Source organism: Dysgonomonas gadei ATCC BAA-286, from assembly GCF_000213555.1.
Taxonomy (GTDB): domain Bacteria; phylum Bacteroidota; class Bacteroidia; order Bacteroidales; family Dysgonomonadaceae; genus Dysgonomonas; species Dysgonomonas gadei.
Genome location: NZ_GL891987.1, coordinates 175316 through 193178 on the forward strand (window position 1 = coordinate 175316; position 17863 = coordinate 193178).

At 40.8% G+C, this 17863-nt stretch carries 15 protein-coding genes; 2 read left to right on the forward strand and 13 right to left on the reverse strand.

Annotated features, from left to right (window positions below; all coding sequences use genetic code 11):
- Positions 1 to 15: 15 nt before the first annotated feature.
- The 3 genes from HMPREF9455_RS16065 to HMPREF9455_RS16075 all read right to left on the reverse strand — a co-directional run bounded on the left by HMPREF9455_RS16065 (position 16) and on the right by HMPREF9455_RS16075 (position 2025).
- The gene (locus HMPREF9455_RS16065) at positions 16 to 603 is read right to left on the reverse strand and encodes a 3'-5' exonuclease (RefSeq protein WP_044216499.1); all 588 of its coding nucleotides are present in this window, start codon (positions 601 to 603) and stop codon (positions 16 to 18) included.
- Positions 597 to 1172 (reverse strand): DUF5063 domain-containing protein, encoded by a 576-nt coding sequence (locus HMPREF9455_RS16070; protein WP_006800790.1) that lies wholly within the window; start codon positions 1170 to 1172, stop codon positions 597 to 599. The genes HMPREF9455_RS16065 and HMPREF9455_RS16070 overlap by 7 nt, the downstream gene beginning before the upstream one ends.
- A 115-nt stretch (positions 1173 to 1287) precedes the next feature.
- Complete coding sequence (locus HMPREF9455_RS16075; protein ID WP_006800791.1) at positions 1288 to 2025, reverse strand: DUF5131 family protein; 738 nt, start codon at positions 2023 to 2025, stop codon at positions 1288 to 1290.
- Positions 2026 to 2330: 305 nt separating this feature from the next.
- Here HMPREF9455_RS16075 and HMPREF9455_RS16080 point away from each other — a divergent pair, with 305 nt between their 5' ends.
- Together HMPREF9455_RS16080 and ffh are read left to right on the forward strand one after the other, a co-directional pair.
- Positions 2331 to 3767 (forward strand): esterase/lipase family protein, encoded by a 1437-nt coding sequence (locus tag HMPREF9455_RS16080; RefSeq protein WP_006800792.1) that lies wholly within the window; start codon positions 2331 to 2333, stop codon positions 3765 to 3767.
- Between the two features lie 122 nt (positions 3768 to 3889).
- On the forward strand, positions 3890 to 5209 hold the full coding sequence (gene ffh / locus HMPREF9455_RS16085) for a signal recognition particle protein (RefSeq protein WP_006800793.1): 1320 nt from the start codon (positions 3890 to 3892) through the stop codon (positions 5207 to 5209).
- Between the two features lie 68 nt (positions 5210 to 5277).
- Here ffh and HMPREF9455_RS16090 read toward each other — a convergent pair whose 3' ends face one another.
- The 10 genes from HMPREF9455_RS16090 to HMPREF9455_RS16135 all read right to left on the reverse strand — a co-directional run bounded on the left by HMPREF9455_RS16090 (position 5278) and on the right by HMPREF9455_RS16135 (position 17799).
- Positions 5278 to 6486 (reverse strand): vWA domain-containing protein, encoded by a 1209-nt coding sequence (locus HMPREF9455_RS16090; RefSeq protein WP_006800794.1) that lies wholly within the window; start codon positions 6484 to 6486, stop codon positions 5278 to 5280.
- Positions 6487 to 6677: 191 nt separating this feature from the next.
- Positions 6678 to 7481 carry a M48 family metalloprotease gene (locus HMPREF9455_RS16095; RefSeq protein ID WP_006800795.1) on the reverse strand — a complete coding sequence of 268 codons (804 nt, stop codon included), beginning with the start codon at positions 7479 to 7481 and terminating at the stop codon, positions 6678 to 6680.
- A gap of 242 nt (positions 7482 to 7723) precedes the next feature.
- Positions 7724 to 8461, reverse strand: coding sequence for a bifunctional demethylmenaquinone methyltransferase/2-methoxy-6-polyprenyl-1,4-benzoquinol methylase UbiE (ubiE, locus tag HMPREF9455_RS16100; RefSeq protein ID WP_006800796.1), 738 nt, complete (start codon positions 8459 to 8461; stop codon positions 7724 to 7726).
- Between the two features lie 21 nt (positions 8462 to 8482).
- Entirely contained in the window at positions 8483 to 9049 is a 567-nt protein-coding gene (locus HMPREF9455_RS16105; protein WP_006800797.1) for an ATPase, read from the reverse strand.
- Between the two features lie 97 nt (positions 9050 to 9146).
- The gene (locus HMPREF9455_RS16110) at positions 9147 to 10097 is read right to left on the reverse strand and encodes a phosphoribosylaminoimidazolesuccinocarboxamide synthase (protein ID WP_006800798.1); all 951 of its coding nucleotides are present in this window, start codon (positions 10095 to 10097) and stop codon (positions 9147 to 9149) included.
- 531 nt (positions 10098 to 10628) lie between these two features.
- A complete protein-coding gene (locus tag HMPREF9455_RS16115; protein WP_006800799.1) occupies positions 10629 to 11615 on the reverse strand; it encodes a PhoH family protein in 987 nt (328 codons plus the stop codon).
- Positions 11616 to 11801: 186 nt separating this feature from the next.
- A complete protein-coding gene (locus HMPREF9455_RS16120) occupies positions 11802 to 12407 on the reverse strand; it encodes an SIS domain-containing protein (protein ID WP_006800800.1) in 606 nt (201 codons plus the stop codon).
- A gap of 121 nt (positions 12408 to 12528) precedes the next feature.
- A complete protein-coding gene (locus tag HMPREF9455_RS16125; RefSeq protein ID WP_006800801.1) occupies positions 12529 to 13740 on the reverse strand; it encodes a cofactor-independent phosphoglycerate mutase in 1212 nt (403 codons plus the stop codon).
- 61 nt (positions 13741 to 13801) lie between these two features.
- Positions 13802 to 16243 carry a bifunctional aspartate kinase/homoserine dehydrogenase I gene (gene thrA / locus HMPREF9455_RS16130; protein WP_044216502.1) on the reverse strand — a complete coding sequence of 814 codons (2442 nt, stop codon included), beginning with the start codon at positions 16241 to 16243 and terminating at the stop codon, positions 13802 to 13804.
- A 59-nt stretch (positions 16244 to 16302) separates the two neighbouring features.
- Positions 16303 to 17799: a S41 family peptidase gene (locus tag HMPREF9455_RS16135; protein WP_006800803.1), complete on the reverse strand. Its 1497-nt coding sequence runs from the start codon at positions 17797 to 17799 to the stop codon at positions 16303 to 16305.
- Positions 17800 to 17863: the final 64 nt, after the last annotated feature.

The following is a 17863-nucleotide window of genomic DNA, read 5'->3' on the forward strand; positions in this document are numbered from 1 at the left end:
AGTCCCTTCGTGAGATCAGGGGGCTGTTTTTTCCCTTACCTTTAATTCATTGTATATTTTAAGGCAAGCCCATGCATCAATAGCTGCGTACATTTTCTGTGCATCGGATAGCACATCTGCTTCCCAGTTTGACAGGCGCTGGCCTTTCGATATCCTTTTTTCAAAAAGTATGCCATAAATGCGTTGCAGACCATTATCTTCAATGCCATAATTTTTCACAAAAGACTGGAGTTCAATGAAATTGGATGGAACGAAAGCCGCATTTCGTTTATGAATGGCTGAAAAATCGTCTTTTAAAGAGAGCCCTATTTTTTTGATTGCCGGATTTACCAGAATTTCTGCCAAACAATCAGGTAATCCTATTATATTCAGACGGAAAAGGAAGCAGGTGTCGTCTGTGGATAATTGCATCAGTGCAATCTGATGGGATACACCTTTGCGGAAAGCCGGGCGGGTTTCAGTATCGAACCCGATAGCCGTTTGTTTTTTGAGATAAGCAGCGGCCTTCTCCGCTTCACTTTCGCTTTGTACAACAATTATCCGCCCATCGAATCTCTCCATTGGCATTACGGATAATTCCTCTTTTGAAATTGTTTTTACCATAATTCTTCGTTGTCAGTCTGTTCAAGGTCTTCGTCTTCGAGGGCATCCGGCTCTGTTGAGTATTTTAACGAATGCAGCGCCCGTAAAACGTTTACCAGCTTTTGCCCCCAGTATGCTTTGAAGTTCTCCATACACACATAGAGGGCGTCATTCATATTTTCGGTAATGCCCCGTTCGAATATGGTGATGAAGTTCTTTGTATCCTGATAGATATCCGCAAGGTCTTCACTGATGCTTGCCGATATAGGCGTTTCACTGTATTTCATATCCTGAAGGAATACTTCGAGGTATGTATCGTTGTTTACATATACATTGTATAGTTTGGAGGTGATGAAATTGTATATGTCTTCTGTAACTGTTATCTCCTGTTCTTCGTCATTTACGGTATCGGTTTCCGGAACAAGACTTGCTTTAAGGTATAGCAAGGGTAGGAGTTTGGTTAATTTATCCGTAAGCTCTGTTTCCGTGATTTCTTCGAAATTTTCCAGAAAGGCACAATACTGGACGGCTACAGTTACAAATTCAATCGCATCTTTTGAGTATACTATTTCTTTTAGTTGATCTGTCATTGTTGTTTCTTATTTTATCCGATGCATTTTAGTGTGGATTTTTCTCTATTTTTTATAAATAACAAATTTAGGCGATTATTTGTTAAGTAACGAAAGGATAAGATATTTTAAATATTTATCTTTTACCAATATACTTCTTATAATCTATACCCGCTTTCCTTGCCTGCGAATGCTGCATCCGGCGGGGTATCGTATACGATTTCCCATCTTTAATAAAATTCGTCCCTGTTTGTTTGAACCAAAAAGAGATATCGTTTTCTACACAGAGGTCGTGTATTTCCATTATCCAGTCAAAATCACATGCCCGTGTATCCTTTCCCGATTCTCCTCCGGCAGTGACATGCTCCACCCATGACCCTATATCATAAGGCCTTAGGTCGACTCTCTCTAAAAGAGGTTCACAGATGATTATCTTGTGCTTAATCGGGGATTTCTTATAGATAGGTAGACGGTAATCGACCCTGTCCTGATTTTCCACCGTGCAGGCTATAGTCACATTATCGTATCCTCCTCCCCAATCTTCGGGTAGGCCTATATGTAATCTGTCGATTCGCTTGGTTATCATCAAAAAGTTGAGGTCGCTGCGCTCACGCATCATACTCCATGCCTGGGGGCGCCATTCATCGGCATCAGCATGGAAAAAATCGGATGTGAAGCAGGTAAAGACATCCCCGCCGGGAGGAATTTTATATTCTCCGTTTCGTTTTTTCTTTACAGGCTTATCGAAATCCTTAGTCTGTTTAACAATAGTGCTGTCTACACCGCGTCTGGCATCGCCGCGATACATGTAGCAATTGAGACAGCCTGCGCTTATTTTGTGGCAACCGTGCCACGGATTCCAAAGTGATGACATCAGAAATGAAAATCTTTATCTATATAGTGAAATAGTTTTATAAAACATAAATATACAATGTTTGGCTAAGATAATGAAAAAGGATAAATATATAAATTCTGTTACTTTTGTTACTTTTTGGGAGATGTTGTGCACGGGAGCCCTTTAATTACATAAGTGCTGCTTATGAAAAGAGAGAAAAAGTAACAATCAAAAAAATTGTAAAAGGTGCCAGATTTTTGAAACAAGCCTTTTATAAAACACAATAATTATTGCAGATATATTAACGAATAAAGTTTACTTTAGCATAGCAAACAAATTACACAATGGATATCTTTTTGTATATATTATATTTCCTGATTGCATTGGCTGTTATATCAACCGATATAGCAAAGAAGTTATTCAATAATGCAGGTTTATCTTATTTTGTATTGTTTCTCGCAAATAATACACTCCTTTTTCTTTCAGTTACTGATAATTTAATGTCAAAGCAGGGCTTAAATTTCGCACCGGCAGGATATATTGCATTTTCTCTCTTACTGGTTTATTCATGGATACGTATTCAGTTGGTTCCTTGTAAAACAGATACTGATATTCCTGTGGCTGTAAAGATAGTTTATCAGGGGCGACGTCTTTTATTATTGTCTATGGGGCTTATAACAATTCAGTTGTTAGTTGTTTTCAGCTATGGCATTATCAGTGGTTATGTACCTATAGCCTCCGATAGCTTCAGATATAACAATATCATAGCCTTTTCTTTGTCGCTGCTTACCTTTCTGAACGGATGGTTCAGAGTATTTTTCTTTTCGTTAAGATTACGTATTGTACGGCGGATATTGGTCTCGATATTTATATGGGTGCCAATAGTCAATGTTTTCGTAATCCTTTATATATCAAGGATTGCTTTTAATGAGTATGATCATGCGTGCAATAAAGCTTTTAATGAAAGTATGAGGAGAGAGTCATTTGTATGTGAGACGAAATACCCTTTACTGATGTTGCATGGAGTAGGATTTCGGGACTTTAAATACCTTAATTACTGGGGACGTATTCCCAAGCACCTGATCAAAAACGGTGCTACGGTTTATTATGGACATCAGGAGGCATTAGGTACCATTGAGGGTAACGGATATCTGGTGAAAGATAAAATCCTTGAAATAATAAAGCAGACAGATTGCGGAAAAGTTAATATAATAGCTCATTCGAAAGGAGGACTCGATGCCAGATATACAATAACGACGCTGGGCATGGATGAGTTTGTAGCGTCGCTAACCACTATATCCACTCCGCACCGGGGGAGTGCACTCGCCGATTTCGGAAATAAGCATTTATCGGATGGGATGTATCGTTCGGTCGCAAATCTCTTTGATAAATATTTCCGCAAAATAGGCGATAAGAATCCGGACTTCTATACGGCAATGCATCAGTTTACAAAAGAATATGCCGAAAAGTTCAATGATGAAACTCCTGATATAGAAGGGATATATTATCAGAGCTATATGTCGCTTATGAAAAACTGCTTGAGTCATAGCCTGCTTTCTGTTCCTTATCTCATTATGTGTTTGCACAATAAACAGAATGACGGATTGGTTAGTCTGGAATCTGCCCGGTGGGGCGAATTCCGAGAAGTATATACAAACAGGCGAAGAAGGGGGATTTCTCATGGTGATATGATTGACCTGACAAGGGGTAATTATAAAAGTTTCGATGTGATAGAAACATATATCAGTATTGTTTCAGATTTGAAAAATAAAGGGTTTTGATATCGATTGGCATACACATATAATATACATGATGAGAAAAGCACAATCAGTTTTTCACTTTATAGCAAAAGTTTATATCTTTGTGCTCCCATATAACATTGATAATAAATAACAACAATAATATGTTTGAAAGTCTAAGTAATAGATTAGAACGCTCGTTTAAGATACTGAAAGGTGAAGGTAAAATCACCGAAATAAATGTAGCCGAAACGCTGAAAGATGTACGTCGTGCATTACTCGATGCCGACGTTAACTATAAGACAGCTAAGCAGTTTACCGAAACCGTTAAGGAAAAGGCATTAGGACAGAATGTACTTACAGCCGTGAAGCCTGAGCAGTTGATGGTGAAAATCGTTCATGACGAACTGGCTGCGTTGATGGGAGGTACGGCAACCGATATAAATCTGAAAGGTTCTCCGGCCGTTATACTTATGTCCGGTCTTCAAGGTTCGGGTAAAACTACTTTCTCGGGTAAGCTGGCGAAATTGCTGAAATCTAAGAAAGGCAAAAATCCATTACTAGTTGCCGGAGACGTTTACCGTCCTGCTGCCATCGAACAATTAAAGATACTGGGTACACAGATAGAAGTTCCTGTATATTCGGAAGAAGATAGCAAGAATCCGGTACAGATAGCGCAGAATGCGATCAAGTTCGCGAAACAGAACGGAAATGACCTTGTAATTATAGATACTGCCGGGCGTCTGGCTATAGACGAGGAGATGATGAAAGAGATCACAGCCGTAAAAGACGCTGTGAAACCTGACGAAATCCTCTTTGTAGTAGACTCCATGACAGGTCAGGATGCTGTAAATACTGCCAAGGAATTTAACGACAGGCTCAACTTCGACGGAGTTGTGCTTACCAAGCTCGATGGTGATACCCGTGGTGGTGCTGCGTTGTCTATCCGTTCGGTAGTGGATAAGCCGATCAAATTCGTGGGTACAGGCGAGAAGATGGATGCACTCGATGTATTCCACCCTGAACGTATGGCCGACCGTATTCTCGGTATGGGTGATATCGTTTCACTCGTGGAAAGGGCGCAGGAGCAATATGATGAAGAAGAAGCGCGCCGTCTGCAAAAGAAGATTGCCAAGAATCAGTTCGACTTCAACGACTTTATCGGACAGATACAGCAGATAAAGAAGATGGGTAACCTGAAAGATCTTGCTTCCATGATTCCGGGAGTGGGTAAAGCGATCAAAGATTTGGATATTGATGATGATGCCTTCAAAAGCATTGAGGCTATCATATACTCTATGACTCCAAACGAAAGGTCTCAGCCTGAAATTCTGAATGGAAGCCGCCGTCAGCGTATAGCTAAGGGTAGCGGTACCTCTATACAAGAGGTGAATAAACTGATTAAGCAGTTTGATGAAACCCGTAAGATGATGAAGATGATGACACAGATGAAGGGTGGCAAGATGCCTAAGATGAGAAGATAATGTCCTTACAAATAAGATAGTTAGACCCGGCCTGTGATACTACAAGCCGGGTTTTTGTTGTATATACACTATCGTTTAGCTTTTCCTTCCAGTTTAATGTCCTTCTCCAGTGCCTGTTTCTGTACAGCTCTGTAGATGACATCATCGAATGAACTTTCGACTTTGTCTTTATCCATTTTTAATAGTTCGGCTTCTATATGTTGCTGGCGTTGTTTGCTCAGGTCTTTTATTTCCTGTTCCAGCTTTTTACGTTTTTCTATCAGTTTATTCATATAGGTCTGGCGTTCTGTCACAGACATATTCTTCATATTGTCGGGCAAATCTGCAGCAGGAATTTCTGAAAGGGACTTGCCGGACATTACTTCATTGACCAGTTCTTCCGAGCCATAATAAGCGCCTTTATTCGCCGCCGATACGTTATATTCGGCCCGTCTCGCATTGATAGCCGCATCGCCCTTATTTACTTTTGCACTCTGCATTTGCTTTACTTCTGTCAACTCAGATGATTTACCGTAATAGAGCCGGGTCTTATCCAGTTCATATTGGAGGGGGTTGATGCGGTCATCATAAGGGGTTCTTACCTCTATGTTATTTACGCTCATATCCGTCTGGATATATTCTCCTTTCGTCTTGCCGGCTATCTCTTTCCATATGCGGGCGGCAGTAGGTTCATTCCCCATAAGGATGGTATTGATTACAATCCCTTTCTTTATACCTTCCGAACAGGTTTCTGGGTAATGTACGTCATTTCTGTAGTCCATATGCGGAGGATAATCACCCACAAGGAATATAGCTCTGTAAGTATTAGGCAAGTTGTCCCATTGCATCTTGTTCACACCTTCATACAGTGCCTGATTTACACTTTCGGGTCCGTCTCCGCCGCCCGATGCATCCATAGCCATCAGTTGTTCATACAGGTTGTCCATATCAGTGCCTAAAGGAATGATCCTGGTTATAAAATCATCTCCCCTGTCACGGTAAAACAGCATACCCACTTCGATATCGGGAACCGGTTCGCTTTGTGAAAGGCTGCTAGTAATGGACCATATCTTTTCCTTTGCTGCACCTATCAATCCCGACATGCTGCCGGTGGCATCTAGTAGAAATACTATCTGCATTTTTGGCCTGGTTGTACGGTCTGCTTTCTCTTGAAGTCCGTTTTCCGGTAATGCAGGAGTGATAGGACGCCCCGGATTTTTGAGGAAGGCCACGCATGTACAATAGATGAATATACTTACAGGAAGGATCAATAATAGAATGTAAAGTCGCTTTTTCATATGCTTTAGTATTATGTTAATTACCACTTATTTCTGAAGCAAATATAGACTACATTGGTAATACAAACAGGGCAAAACGGGTGAACAGGCTTTCTTAAATGGTAAAAAAGGATTATGACTGTTCTACCGAAGGAAAAGCAAGCCTGCAAAGTCATGCTTTGCAGGCTTGTATGTTTTCTGACAGCCGGGTCTTATTTAGAAGAGATAAGAGATGCGCGAAGTGAATTGTTCGAATTAACACCGATAAACTTAGAGGCAGCACTTAGTTCGGCTGTATCATCATCGGCAGCAGCTTGGTCGGCAGATTCCATTTCAGCAAATTTAGTCAATGCAGAAACTAAAGCATCAGCTGATACATTGTTTTTAGTCAACAAATTGTATGCATATTCATCTGCTTTTTTGTTTTGATCGTCAGTATAAGGAATCTGTATGAGTTCGTTGATTACGGTACCCATTTTGTCTCCTGAGAAAGAAAGCAGTTTTTCCAATTGTGCGGAACCTGCTTTAGTAGCATTATCTTCAGATGCGACTTTTAATAGTGAGTCACGGACATCCTTGTTTGCGATGTGGCCTATCTGAGTAGAAATAACAGCCAGAAGTTCTTCGTCAGATAGTATATCCATCATACCTGTATAAATACGGATGCTACCATCAGTAGTAGCCAGAATATTTACTTCAGGGTTTTCATATATCTTGTAGTTAAGGCTTAGTCCATCTACAGAGATGTAGTTTGTAGCTACCAGACCTGCCAGTCTTTTATAATAATCTGAATCCTCTCCGGCGATAGTATTATTGTTGTCCATAAACTCTACTATCTTCACAGATGCTTTGTTGGCGACTATATCCGAAGCCATATCTCCAGCAACGTCACCTACAGCTTTTGTTACAGACTTACTTGCTTTTTTCAGGGCTTTTCCAAATTGTGCGTTTGCGGGAAGGGATATCGCACACATAACAGCAACGAATACTGTTGCTAAAAATAATTTTTTAGTCATAGTTTTAATTGTTTGTTTAAAATAGGGTTAGTATGTAGTTTCTAATTTAAAAAATCTTCGCGTGTTTATTTGAAGCAATAATTTTTTGTCATGCGCTCTTTCAGGTCGCAAATATATCACATTATTCTTGAATTAAACAATTATAACTTAAAAAATGAAATTTTTAATATTCTCCATACTCTTTTTCAAGTATAGATAAATTTGTTGAGAAAAGATATGAAATATTAAACTGTAAATGTTACTCATTTAGTAGCCAGATACATAGAGCATGTACCCATTGTGTAAGTTTTATAAGATGCCTCCCTGAACCCGTTCTTTAGGAGTGTGTTCGTCATGTCTTTGCCTTGTATAAAGGCCTGTATGGATTTGGGAAGGTAAGAGTACGCCGTTTTATCCTTAGATATGATCCGGCCTATTGTGGGTATAAACAAGTTGGTATATAGCCAGTAACCCTGCTTCATAGGGAAACGTACAGGAACAGTCAGTTCCAGTATCATCAGCTGTCCTCCCGGTTTGAGTATACGCAATATTTCTTTGAGTCCCTTGTCGAGATCCTCAAAATTGCGTACTCCGAAAGCGACCATGGCAGCGTCAAAAGAATTATCGGGAAGAGACAGTGCCATACAATCTTCTTTAGCGAAGCTGATCTTGTCTGATAATCCTGCCTTAGCTACTTTTTTCCGGCCCACCTCCATCATTCCTTCCGATATGTCTATGCCAAGTATAGATTGCGGTTTCAGAATATCATAGGCCTGGATGGCCAGATCTCCGGTACCGGTGGCAATATCGAGTATTGTCTGAGGATTCAGCTTTTTTAGCATGGAAAGTCCCTTTTTACGCCAGCTGATATCGATTCCCATCGACATAGTACGGTTCAGCGTATCGTAATTTTCAGCAATAGAATCGAACATGCGCTCTACCTGAGCTCCTTTGTTTTCGGAACTGGAGTAGGGTACTATTTTTTCAGCGTCGTAGGTCATTTCCGTTAAGCGTTGTTGTATTTATATGTTCTTAAGATAATAGAATATATCTTCATCGTGAATATCGATGATTTTAGTCCTGTTTCCCTCTGCAATCATCTGGAAAGGATCTGTGGAATTATCTACCAAAAGCCAGTAATCGGCAATAGGGATAAACATGGAGAAAAGGTTTCTCATGCCGGCATAATAGCGTCTTACAACTACATCGTCGTCTACATGATGCCCTCCAAACCGTACGCGTTGTTCGACACGTTTGATCGCCAGTTCGGGCGATTCGAGCCAGAAGTAGATAAGGGTAACAAAATAACCCTCCTTTTGTGCCCTGCGTATAAAGTTGGCATAAGATTTGGTCGCCAGTGTGGTCTCTATTGCAAAATCCTCCTGCATACGCAGCATTTCGTTCATGCGCATAATCATAAGGCGGCCGGCATCGATAGCTACCGTCTCGGGTTGGAAAGGAGAGAGGCCTTTGGCTATTTCGTCGGCATTGATAAACTCCTTACAGTCGAGCATTTCCGGAAACATGGCATACGACGCGGTTGTTTTTCCCGCGCCGTTACAGCCTGATATGATATAGAGATTCGGCATCTAAACTAAGTAATAGATAAATTTAATGATATACTTTCGGGTCACAACTTGTTTTTGTCGTTTTACTTACCTTAATAGTAAAAAAAAGCCTGTGGCCTTAACTCCTTTGTTTCAAATATTCGTTTATATTTTTTTCGAGACGTACAGCCACATCAGCAGCTTCTGCCTTTACAAATTTCTCACCTACTATCTTTTCATATAGTTCGATATAGCGTTCAGATACGGAGTTACAGTATTCTTCTGTCATTTCGGGTACTTTCTGTCCGTCTTTACCCTGGAATCCGTTATCCATTAACCATTTGCGCACAAACTCTTTCGACAGCTGGCGTTGTTCTTCTCCTTTATCGAATAGTTCCTGATAGGTATCCGCATAGAAATAACGGGATGAATCAGGTGTATGGATTTCGTCGATCAGGTAAATCTTACCCTCTTTTTTTCCAAACTCGTATTTTGTATCTACAAGTATCAGGTTCTTCTGAGCTGCCATTTCAGTTCCACGCTGGAACAGAGCATAAGTATACTTTTCCAGTTGTTCGTATTCTTCTTTGCTCACCAATCCCTGAGCGATAATCTCCTCTTTCGAAATGTTTTCATCATGTCCTACATCTTCTTTGGTAGTAGGGGTAATAATGGGGGTAGGGAATTTCTCATTTTCTTTCATCCCTTCCGGTAGAGGTACACCGCAAAGCGTCCTTGCTCCGGCTTTGTATTCGCGCCATGCACTACCTGTAAGATATCCGCGTATAACCATCTCCACTTTATATTGTTCGCACCTCAGACCAACGGTTACCATAGGGTCCGGGGTATCCAGTTTCCAGTTAGGGACAATATCGGCGGTAGCATCCAAAAACTTGGCTGCAATCTGATTCAGGACTTGTCCTTTGTAAGGTATGCCCTGTGGTAATACAACATCGAATGCTGAAATACGGTCGGTAGCGATCATCACCAGTAAATCGTCACCTATCGAATATACGTCTCTCACTTTACCATGATAAACGTTTGTCTGTCCCGGAAAATTAAAATCTGTTCTTACTAAAGTATTCTTCATTTGTTTAAAAATCTAATTTGTTCAGTCTTATAACAAAAAAGTACGCTCAAAGTTACGCCAAAGTTGCTTAAAAAGCAATAAAGATGTTAATTAATAAACACAGTCCTCTGAGTAACTGATGGCACTGTGGGTGCAAATATTTAACTCCTTGGAAAACACGCTTTCTTGTATAAAAGGTAACAAAGGTAACACATGTTTCAGCTTTTAGCTGATAGCTATTAGCCGTTAGCTTTGGCTATCGCATAAGTGGCTTTACAGTGAACAGTCATCAGTTAGCAACTTGTATCTCGTGTTTTGTCTACCCATACCTCATATAACTTTCAACTTATTACTTGTTAAAAGGTAACAAAGGTTACACTTTTGCAGTATTTTTTTATTGTCATGTTTTTATTATAAAGTACTGAATTAATAATCATTATCTACAGTTTCCTGTATAGATAAATAAAATTGGAACGAATTACAGTTTTTACTTCTTTTCAAAGCTTAAGCAATAAAAAAGGTGAAAAATATTTTCCACCTTTTTCTATAAATCTAAATTCTTTCACCTTTTACGGTTTTTGTTTTCATCTCTTCCCGCTTTTCTCTTTTATCTTCTCTTTCGTATGCATCCACAATGCTCTGGACGAGTTTATGACGGACAATATCCGTCTTGTTAAATTCGATATAGCCTATCCCTTTCACATCTTTTAGTATGCGCAGGGCATGTTTCAGCCCCGACTGCTGGGACGGCGGAAGGTCTATCTGGGTAATATCGCCCGTGATAATCATTTTGGCATTCATTCCAAGGCGGGTGAGGAACATCTTTATCTGGTGCGTGGTTGTATTCTGCGCCTCATCGAGGATAATGATGGCGTCGCTGAGTGTGCGTCCTCGCATAAAGGCTAAAGGAGCTATCTGTATCGTCTTATTTTCGATATAGTCCTTTAGTTTGGCTGGAGCTATCATATCTTCGAGTGCATCATACAACGGTTGCAGATACGGGTCTATCTTATCCTTCATATCTCCGGGCAGGAAACCGAGTTTCTCTCCGGCTTCCACCGCAGGACGGCTGAGGATTATCTTCTTTACCTCTTTATTTTTGAGGGCTTTCACTGCCAGGGCAATAGCTGTATAGGTTTTTCCCGAACCCGCAGGCCCGATGCCGAATACCATATCATTTTTGTAAAAGCTGTTTACAAAATTCTGCTGGTTTGGTGTGCGTGCAAAAATCGGTTTGCCGTTCAGTCCGTAGATAATGAGGTTGTCCTGTTTGATTGTATTTGGAGATTTTCCTTTTACAATGTCTATTATATCTTCTTCTGTCAGTTTGTTTCGCTCATTCGCATATTTCTCGAGTTCCCTTATCTTTTCTTCAAAGAGAGGAACATCTTCTGCATTACCGATTACTTTTATGGCATTGCCACGAGCTACGATGCGCAGCTTAGGAAAAAGGTTTTTTAATAGTTGTATGTTGGCGTTGTTTATCCCGAAAAAGACAACAGGGTCTATGTGTTCTAAAATAATTATTTGTTCTATCATTCAATTCTGTATCAAGAATGTACCATGTGATTTATTCTGTTTTGTCGGGTAGTGGTATGTAATGGTATGCAAAGATAAGGATATTCGATAATATATTTCGTTATTCATCTATAATTATTCTTTCAGCCAATAATATGCAAGGAATCGATATTGTTGGCTGAGAGATCTGGAAGTTATTCAAAAAAACTATTTGCTCATCTCCCTTGATTTATCTCCCAGATATCCCCCATGATGACGTTTGGCGTAATCGGCGGGTGAGAAATTGATCCTTTTCATTGTACCCACTACAAGTATATCGCCTATTACGGTCATCACTGTGGTAGAGGTGGTCGGTGTCAGTCCAAGATTACAAACTTCTTCCGGCCGGCCGGTTAGGATGCATACATCAGCTTTCTGTGCCAGTAGGCTGTCCGGGTCGCTGGTGATAACAATAAACTTTATTCCCGGAATAAGATTTTTTGCAAGAGATATAAGTTCGATGATCTCCCGTGTCTTTCCCGAATTGGAGATTGCCAGAACGATATCGTTTTCCTGCAATATTCCCAGGTCGCCATGCTGTGCCTCACTCGGATGTAGGAATACAGACGGCGTTCCCGTGGAGCTGAATGTAGTTGCAATGTTTTGTGCAATCTGTCCTGCCTTTCCCATACCGCTGGTCACGAGTTTACCTTTTTTCTTGTTTACCTGTTCTACAATAAGGTCTATGGCTTTTGTATAAGCATCACTCACCGGGATATTTAGTATGGCACTCGCTTCGGCGCTCAATAGAGAGCGGATATCTTCAGTATTCATATATTTAATTTTTTGCTATGCCAAAGATATAACATTTATCTCATTTTATACAAAAAGGTTTCGGTCTCGGAATCCGAAGATATTACATTAACGAATATAATTCAAACAGCTTCTAAAATTCTTATTTGCTGCAAAACAACGTCTCCATAAATTCCTTCCCTTTTATCAGCCCGTATGCGCCCTTTGGTGATTCGAACTCATCATATAGCTGTACACCATCTGCTTCTCCGTTCGAACGGTAGATAAGGAAGGGTATAGGCTTGTTTGTATGTGTCTTAATAGCACATGGGGTAGGGTGATCGGGTAGAATGGCGATAGTAACCGGCTCATCCCAGTCTTTAGTAGCTTCATATATTGGCTTCACAACCCTGCTGTCCAGAAATTCGATGGTACGGGTTTTCAACTCATAATCGCCTTCATGTCCGGCCTCGTCACTGGCCTCGATGTGAAGATATACGAAATCGTCGTTCTTCAATGCTTCGATGGCCGCTTGCGCTTTTCCTTCATAGTTGGTGTTCCATAATCCGGTAGCACCTTCTACATGGATAAGTTTCAATCCCGCATATACGCCGATACCCATAATAAGGTCTACCGCAGAGATTACCGATCCGCTTTTTATTCCGAATAATTCCTGCAAAGTCTGCATCTGCGGGCGGTATCCCGGCGACCATGGCCAGATACTGTTTGCAGGGTCTTTGCCTTCGGCGATTCGCTTTTTGTTTACAGGATGATCTTTCAATAGTTCCTGTGATTTTAAGATCAGCTGATTCAGGTAATCGGCAGATTCTTTTGCTCCGGGTGTTTCCGGTTTTATCAGAACATCCTTGAATGGTGTTCCTGTAACGTCATGCGGGGCGGTGCAGTCGAGGTTTTTATTCCCTCCTTCAAGTTTCAGCAGGTGGCGATACGATACTCCCGGATAGAAGCTCACTTTTCCGTCGTTCAGCTCTTTATCCAGAAAATGGATAAGTTCGGCGGCTTCTTCATTCGAAATATGTCCTGCCGAATGGTTTTTTATCTTTCCGTTTTCGATGCAAATCAGGTTGCAGCGCATGGCCATTTCGCCCGGCAGAATATCCACCCCCATACTGGCGGCTTCGAGTGAACCCCTGCCTTCAAAAACCTTAGGCACATCGTACCCGAGTACCGACAAGTTGGCTATTTCACTGCCCGGTCTAAATCCCGGAGGGATGGTATCCAACTCACCGCTTTTGCCTTTGGCGGCAAGCATGTCTATATATGGCTTCTTGGCCACTTGTAATGGAGTTTTATTCCCTAATGCGGCGATAGGCTCATCGGCTGCGCCATCGGCCAGGATTATAATTGTTTTCATAAGACTATATTTAATAAAATTATAAACAGATTAATATTCTGTTTTTCATGGACAGTGAAGGTTATCTCACATTCGCAATACTGATAATATCCGAAAATACCCCCGCTGCCGTGACGCTTGCTCCTGCACCGTATCCTTTTATTATCATAGGGTATTCGTTGTATCGCTCTGTCGTTATCTGTATGATGTTATTACTACCTTCAAGATCATAGAAAGGATGGTTTTGCCCTACCTCCTGTAAACCTACTTCACATTTTCCGTTCTCGTATTTCGCTACAAAACGGAGATGCTTATGTTCGCTTTCCAGTTTCTTACGCCTTTCCTCAAATTCGGAGTCCAGTTGACGGATATTCGCCCAGAATTCTTCAATCGTGCCATTGAAATACTCTTGCGGGACAAACAGATTCTTTTCCACATCGGCCTGCTCTACTTGATATCCGGCCTCACGTGTAAGGATAACCAGTTTGCGGACAACATCCATCCCGCTGAGGTCGATGCGCGGGTCCGGTTCCGAATATCCGCTTTCCTTGGCCAGATAAATGGCTTTGCTGAAAGGAATATCTTTGCTTATGGTATTGAATATGAAATTGAGCGTACCCGAAAGTACCGCTTCTATTTTTACTATTTTGTCTCCCGAATTGATCAGGGAGTTCATTGTATTAATGATGGGAAGCCCGGCGCCCACATTTGTTTCGAACAGGAACTTTATGTTGCGTTCGCGTGCTGTATTCTTCAACTTTATATAATTGTCGTAGGCAGACGATGCCGCTACCTTATTGGCTGTGACCACCGAAATGTTTTGCGACATCAGGTCTCCATATATCTGTGATACAGGCTCACTGGCTGTACAATCCACAAATACGGCATTGAATATATTCATATTTATAATCCCGTCGCGCAATATCTCGGGTGAACTTGGTATACCTTTTTCGTCCAGTTCGGTTTTGTAATTATCCAGGTTAATACCTTCGCGGCAGAATAGGGCTTTGCGTCCTCTGGCTATACCCACAACATTTAACTTGAGCGCATACTGTTCCATCAGTTTCGGCTGTTGCTGGCGGATTTGCTCTATCAGGTTTCCTCCCACTGTACCGATGCCGACAATGAAAAGGTTCAATGCTTTATATTCCGATAGGAAGAACGAATCGTGAATAGAGTTCAACGCTTTACGCAGATACTTATTCTTGATAACGAACGAAATATTTACTTCCGAAGCTCCCTGTGCGCACGCAATGACGCTGATGCCGCTCTTACCGAGTGTTTCAAAAAGCTTTCCGGCAATACCCGGGGTATATTTCATATTTTCGCCAACGATGGCAACTGTGGCAAGTTCGCTTTCGAGCAATACACGGTTGATACTGCCTAATGATATTTCTTTCTCGAATTCTTCTTCAAGTACACTTACAGCGAGTGCCGCATCTGCCGAACGGACGCCTATGGATGTACTGTTCTCGGACGAAGCCTGTGAAACAAGGAACACACTGATGCCATTCTTTGCCAGCGCGCGGAATATACGGAAATTGACGCCGATAATACCTACCATACCAAGCCCCTGTACCGTGATCAGGCACGAGTCGGAGATGGAAGAAATTCCTTTTATCATGGCCTTGCTTTTCCTGATCTCTCCATCGTGCGAAATGTATGTCCCCGGTGCTTCAGGCTTGAACGTGTTCTTTATGCGAATAGGTATATTCTTATGATATACTGGGAATATTGTAGGCGGATAAATCACTTTTGCCCCGAAGTTACAAAGTTCGGTAGCTTCGGTAAAAGTAAGATTTTCGATTACATGCGCGTTATTTATCACTTTGGGATCGGCCGACATAAAGCCGTCGACATCCGACCATATTTCCAGAATATTGGCATCGAGAGCCGAAGCGAAGATTGCAGCAGTATAGTCTGATCCTCCCCGTCCCAGATTTGTAATCTCCCCTGTAGTTTTACAGGTGGATATAAATCCGGCAACCAATACCTTTTTTGATGAATTTTCGAAAGCGTTGCGTATCAGCTTATTTGACAGCTCCATATCGGGTGTATGTTTTCCGAATGCAGAGTCGGTCTTGATAAGCTGTGTTACATCAAGTACCTCATAGTCTGAGAATGAGTAACTGATTATCAGCGTAGAGAGCCGTTCGCCATAACTGACTATCTTGTCAGACGTTTTTGGCGAAAGGTCATTGATAAGAAATACTCCTTTGAAGATATTACTTAGTTCGTCCAGTAGTTTGTTGACTTCAACTGCCAGTTTCTCGCGTTGAGGTTCGGATATATCAAGTTTGCTGACAACCGTTACATGTTGCTCCACTATTTCCCTGAATTCCCGTTCGTATGAATAATCTCCGGCTGCGGCCAACCGGGAGGTCGTTAATAATTTGTCCGTTATACTTTTGAAAGCTGAAACTACTACGACTATGGGTTCGTTAACCCCGCTTATTATTTTCTTTACGTTTGCTATGTTTGCGGCGGAACCTACGGATGTGCCGCCAAATTTCATTACCTTCATTTAGTATATTGTTGATTTTGCTTTTATTGCTTTATTTGATATTTAAACTTTTGATGTCTTTATTTATCTAAAAGTATTTTAGCTCGTTTCTTATCCTGCTTAATAAAAGGAACTTTCTTGGCTACCCAATCGGTGTGTGTTATAGACTTCGTTGTTTTAACGCGTGCAACTCCCGTAATCTGTGCTATAGCTTCTGCTAATAAAGGTTCGGATGAATCTCCGAGTTCAGAGAATCCACCCTTCCAATCAGATAATAGGGGAAGTTGGGTTTTGATGTTGATACCATTTTCTTCGTAATAAGCATCAACCATCTGATATCCTTCCTCCCATTCCGAAATTTCGAAATCCGGAGTTAAACCATTAATGTAATTTCCTTCACCATTTGCATCGGTTATACGAGATACAAGCGGTTGTAATTGCCATTTGATACGATCACTTTCCGCTTTTATAGTAATTGAGCCTTTGTCTTTCCCTACAGTTGTTTTCCCGATATGGTATACTGGCATATATGGCCTCAAGCCGTGAATAAGTAATTCACTGGCCGAAGCCGAGTTTTCCGTCGCAATGATATATACACGGCTTATGTTTAATCGTGGAATTTCTATGTTTGTATTATATACTTTATCAAGGAAATATTCATTTAATCCATTTGAACCATATTTTGCAACCAATGAATCTGAGAAATATTTATTGTATGTTTCTTTTGCGAATATTTTACTGGTGGTTCTGTCCTTATACAAGGCGCTCGCCAAATCCATTGCAGAAGTGAGATATCCACCTAGATTATAACGCAGATCAAGGACAAACTCCGTGATTCCCTGATTATTCAAGGTTCGCATACTCTCTATAAGTTCTATGTCATAATCGTAGTTACTGCCATCTTCATCCGGACCTCTTTCGAATGTGTTATACATCAGATATCCAATACTGGTTCCTGAACTTTTGATAACCTTACTTATAAATACCGGAGATGTTTTAGTTGCAGAGGCCTGGATTGTTTCCAGTGTTTGCTTTATTCCGTCTTTATTATAAACAGATAGTTTGAACGAAGCTTTCCCTTCAAATATTTCAGAATAATTATCATATGTCACAGGTGTATCATCTATTGCATATATTATCTGCCCTCTTTTCAAACCTTTAGCTTCTGCATCACTTCCTTTATTTACAGATATTATAAAGAAGCCTATAGATGAATTTTGGTCGGTTTTTGTGGGGAAATAAGAGTATGGGATATAATCGAATCCAAGGCTGGTGTCTGCATAAAGGCTTTTTGTCTTTTTAGAGACATCTTCTTCTATCCAGGAAAACCTGTCCCCATTCACATCTTTATATTTATAAAGAATATTATAAAAGAATTTATCGGGATTCTGTGTATAATTGGGAGATGCCGGCAGTCCATCATTCCAGAGATAAACCCGTTCCATCCTGTCATATATCCATTTATTCGTATATTCTTCATCAGTCAGGTCAGAATTGGGATTTGAGTCCTCATTGTCCTTACACGCAATGAAAGATAATGCTATGATTAGTATAATAAATATCAGTTTTGCTTTCATAAATGTCAGCTATTTAGTGCGTATTATAATAAATTGCCTGCAAACCTCCATGTTTTATAGACGT

Excerpts from the sequence above, each read along its gene's own strand:
- HMPREF9455_RS16065 (WP_044216499.1), bottom strand. The coding sequence starts at position 603 with ATGGTAAAAACAATTTCAAAAGAGGAATTATCCGTAATGCCAATGGAG.
- HMPREF9455_RS16070 (WP_006800790.1), bottom strand. The coding sequence starts at position 1,172 with ATGACAGATCAACTAAAAGAAATAGTATACTCAAAAGATGCGATTGAA.
- HMPREF9455_RS16075 (WP_006800791.1), bottom strand. The coding sequence starts at position 2,025 with ATGTCATCACTTTGGAATCCGTGGCACGGTTGCCACAAAATAAGCGCA.
- HMPREF9455_RS16080 (WP_006800792.1), top strand. The coding sequence starts at position 2,331 with ATGGATATCTTTTTGTATATATTATATTTCCTGATTGCATTGGCTGTT.
- ffh (WP_006800793.1), top strand. The coding sequence starts at position 3,890 with ATGTTTGAAAGTCTAAGTAATAGATTAGAACGCTCGTTTAAGATACTG.
- HMPREF9455_RS16090 (WP_006800794.1), bottom strand. The coding sequence starts at position 6,486 with ATGAAAAAGCGACTTTACATTCTATTATTGATCCTTCCTGTAAGTATA.
- HMPREF9455_RS16095 (WP_006800795.1), bottom strand. The coding sequence starts at position 7,481 with ATGACTAAAAAATTATTTTTAGCAACAGTATTCGTTGCTGTTATGTGT.
- ubiE (WP_006800796.1), bottom strand. The coding sequence starts at position 8,461 with ATGACCTACGACGCTGAAAAAATAGTACCCTACTCCAGTTCCGAAAAC.
- HMPREF9455_RS16105 (WP_006800797.1), bottom strand. The coding sequence starts at position 9,049 with ATGCCGAATCTCTATATCATATCAGGCTGTAACGGCGCGGGAAAAACA.
- HMPREF9455_RS16110 (WP_006800798.1), bottom strand. The coding sequence starts at position 10,097 with ATGAAGAATACTTTAGTAAGAACAGATTTTAATTTTCCGGGACAGACA.
- HMPREF9455_RS16115 (WP_006800799.1), bottom strand. The coding sequence starts at position 11,615 with ATGATAGAACAAATAATTATTTTAGAACACATAGACCCTGTTGTCTTT.
- HMPREF9455_RS16120 (WP_006800800.1), bottom strand. The coding sequence starts at position 12,407 with ATGAATACTGAAGATATCCGCTCTCTATTGAGCGCCGAAGCGAGTGCC.
- HMPREF9455_RS16125 (WP_006800801.1), bottom strand. The coding sequence starts at position 13,740 with ATGAAAACAATTATAATCCTGGCCGATGGCGCAGCCGATGAGCCTATC.
- thrA (WP_044216502.1), bottom strand. The coding sequence starts at position 16,243 with ATGAAGGTAATGAAATTTGGCGGCACATCCGTAGGTTCCGCCGCAAAC.
- HMPREF9455_RS16135 (WP_006800803.1), bottom strand. The coding sequence starts at position 17,799 with ATGAAAGCAAAACTGATATTTATTATACTAATCATAGCATTATCTTTC.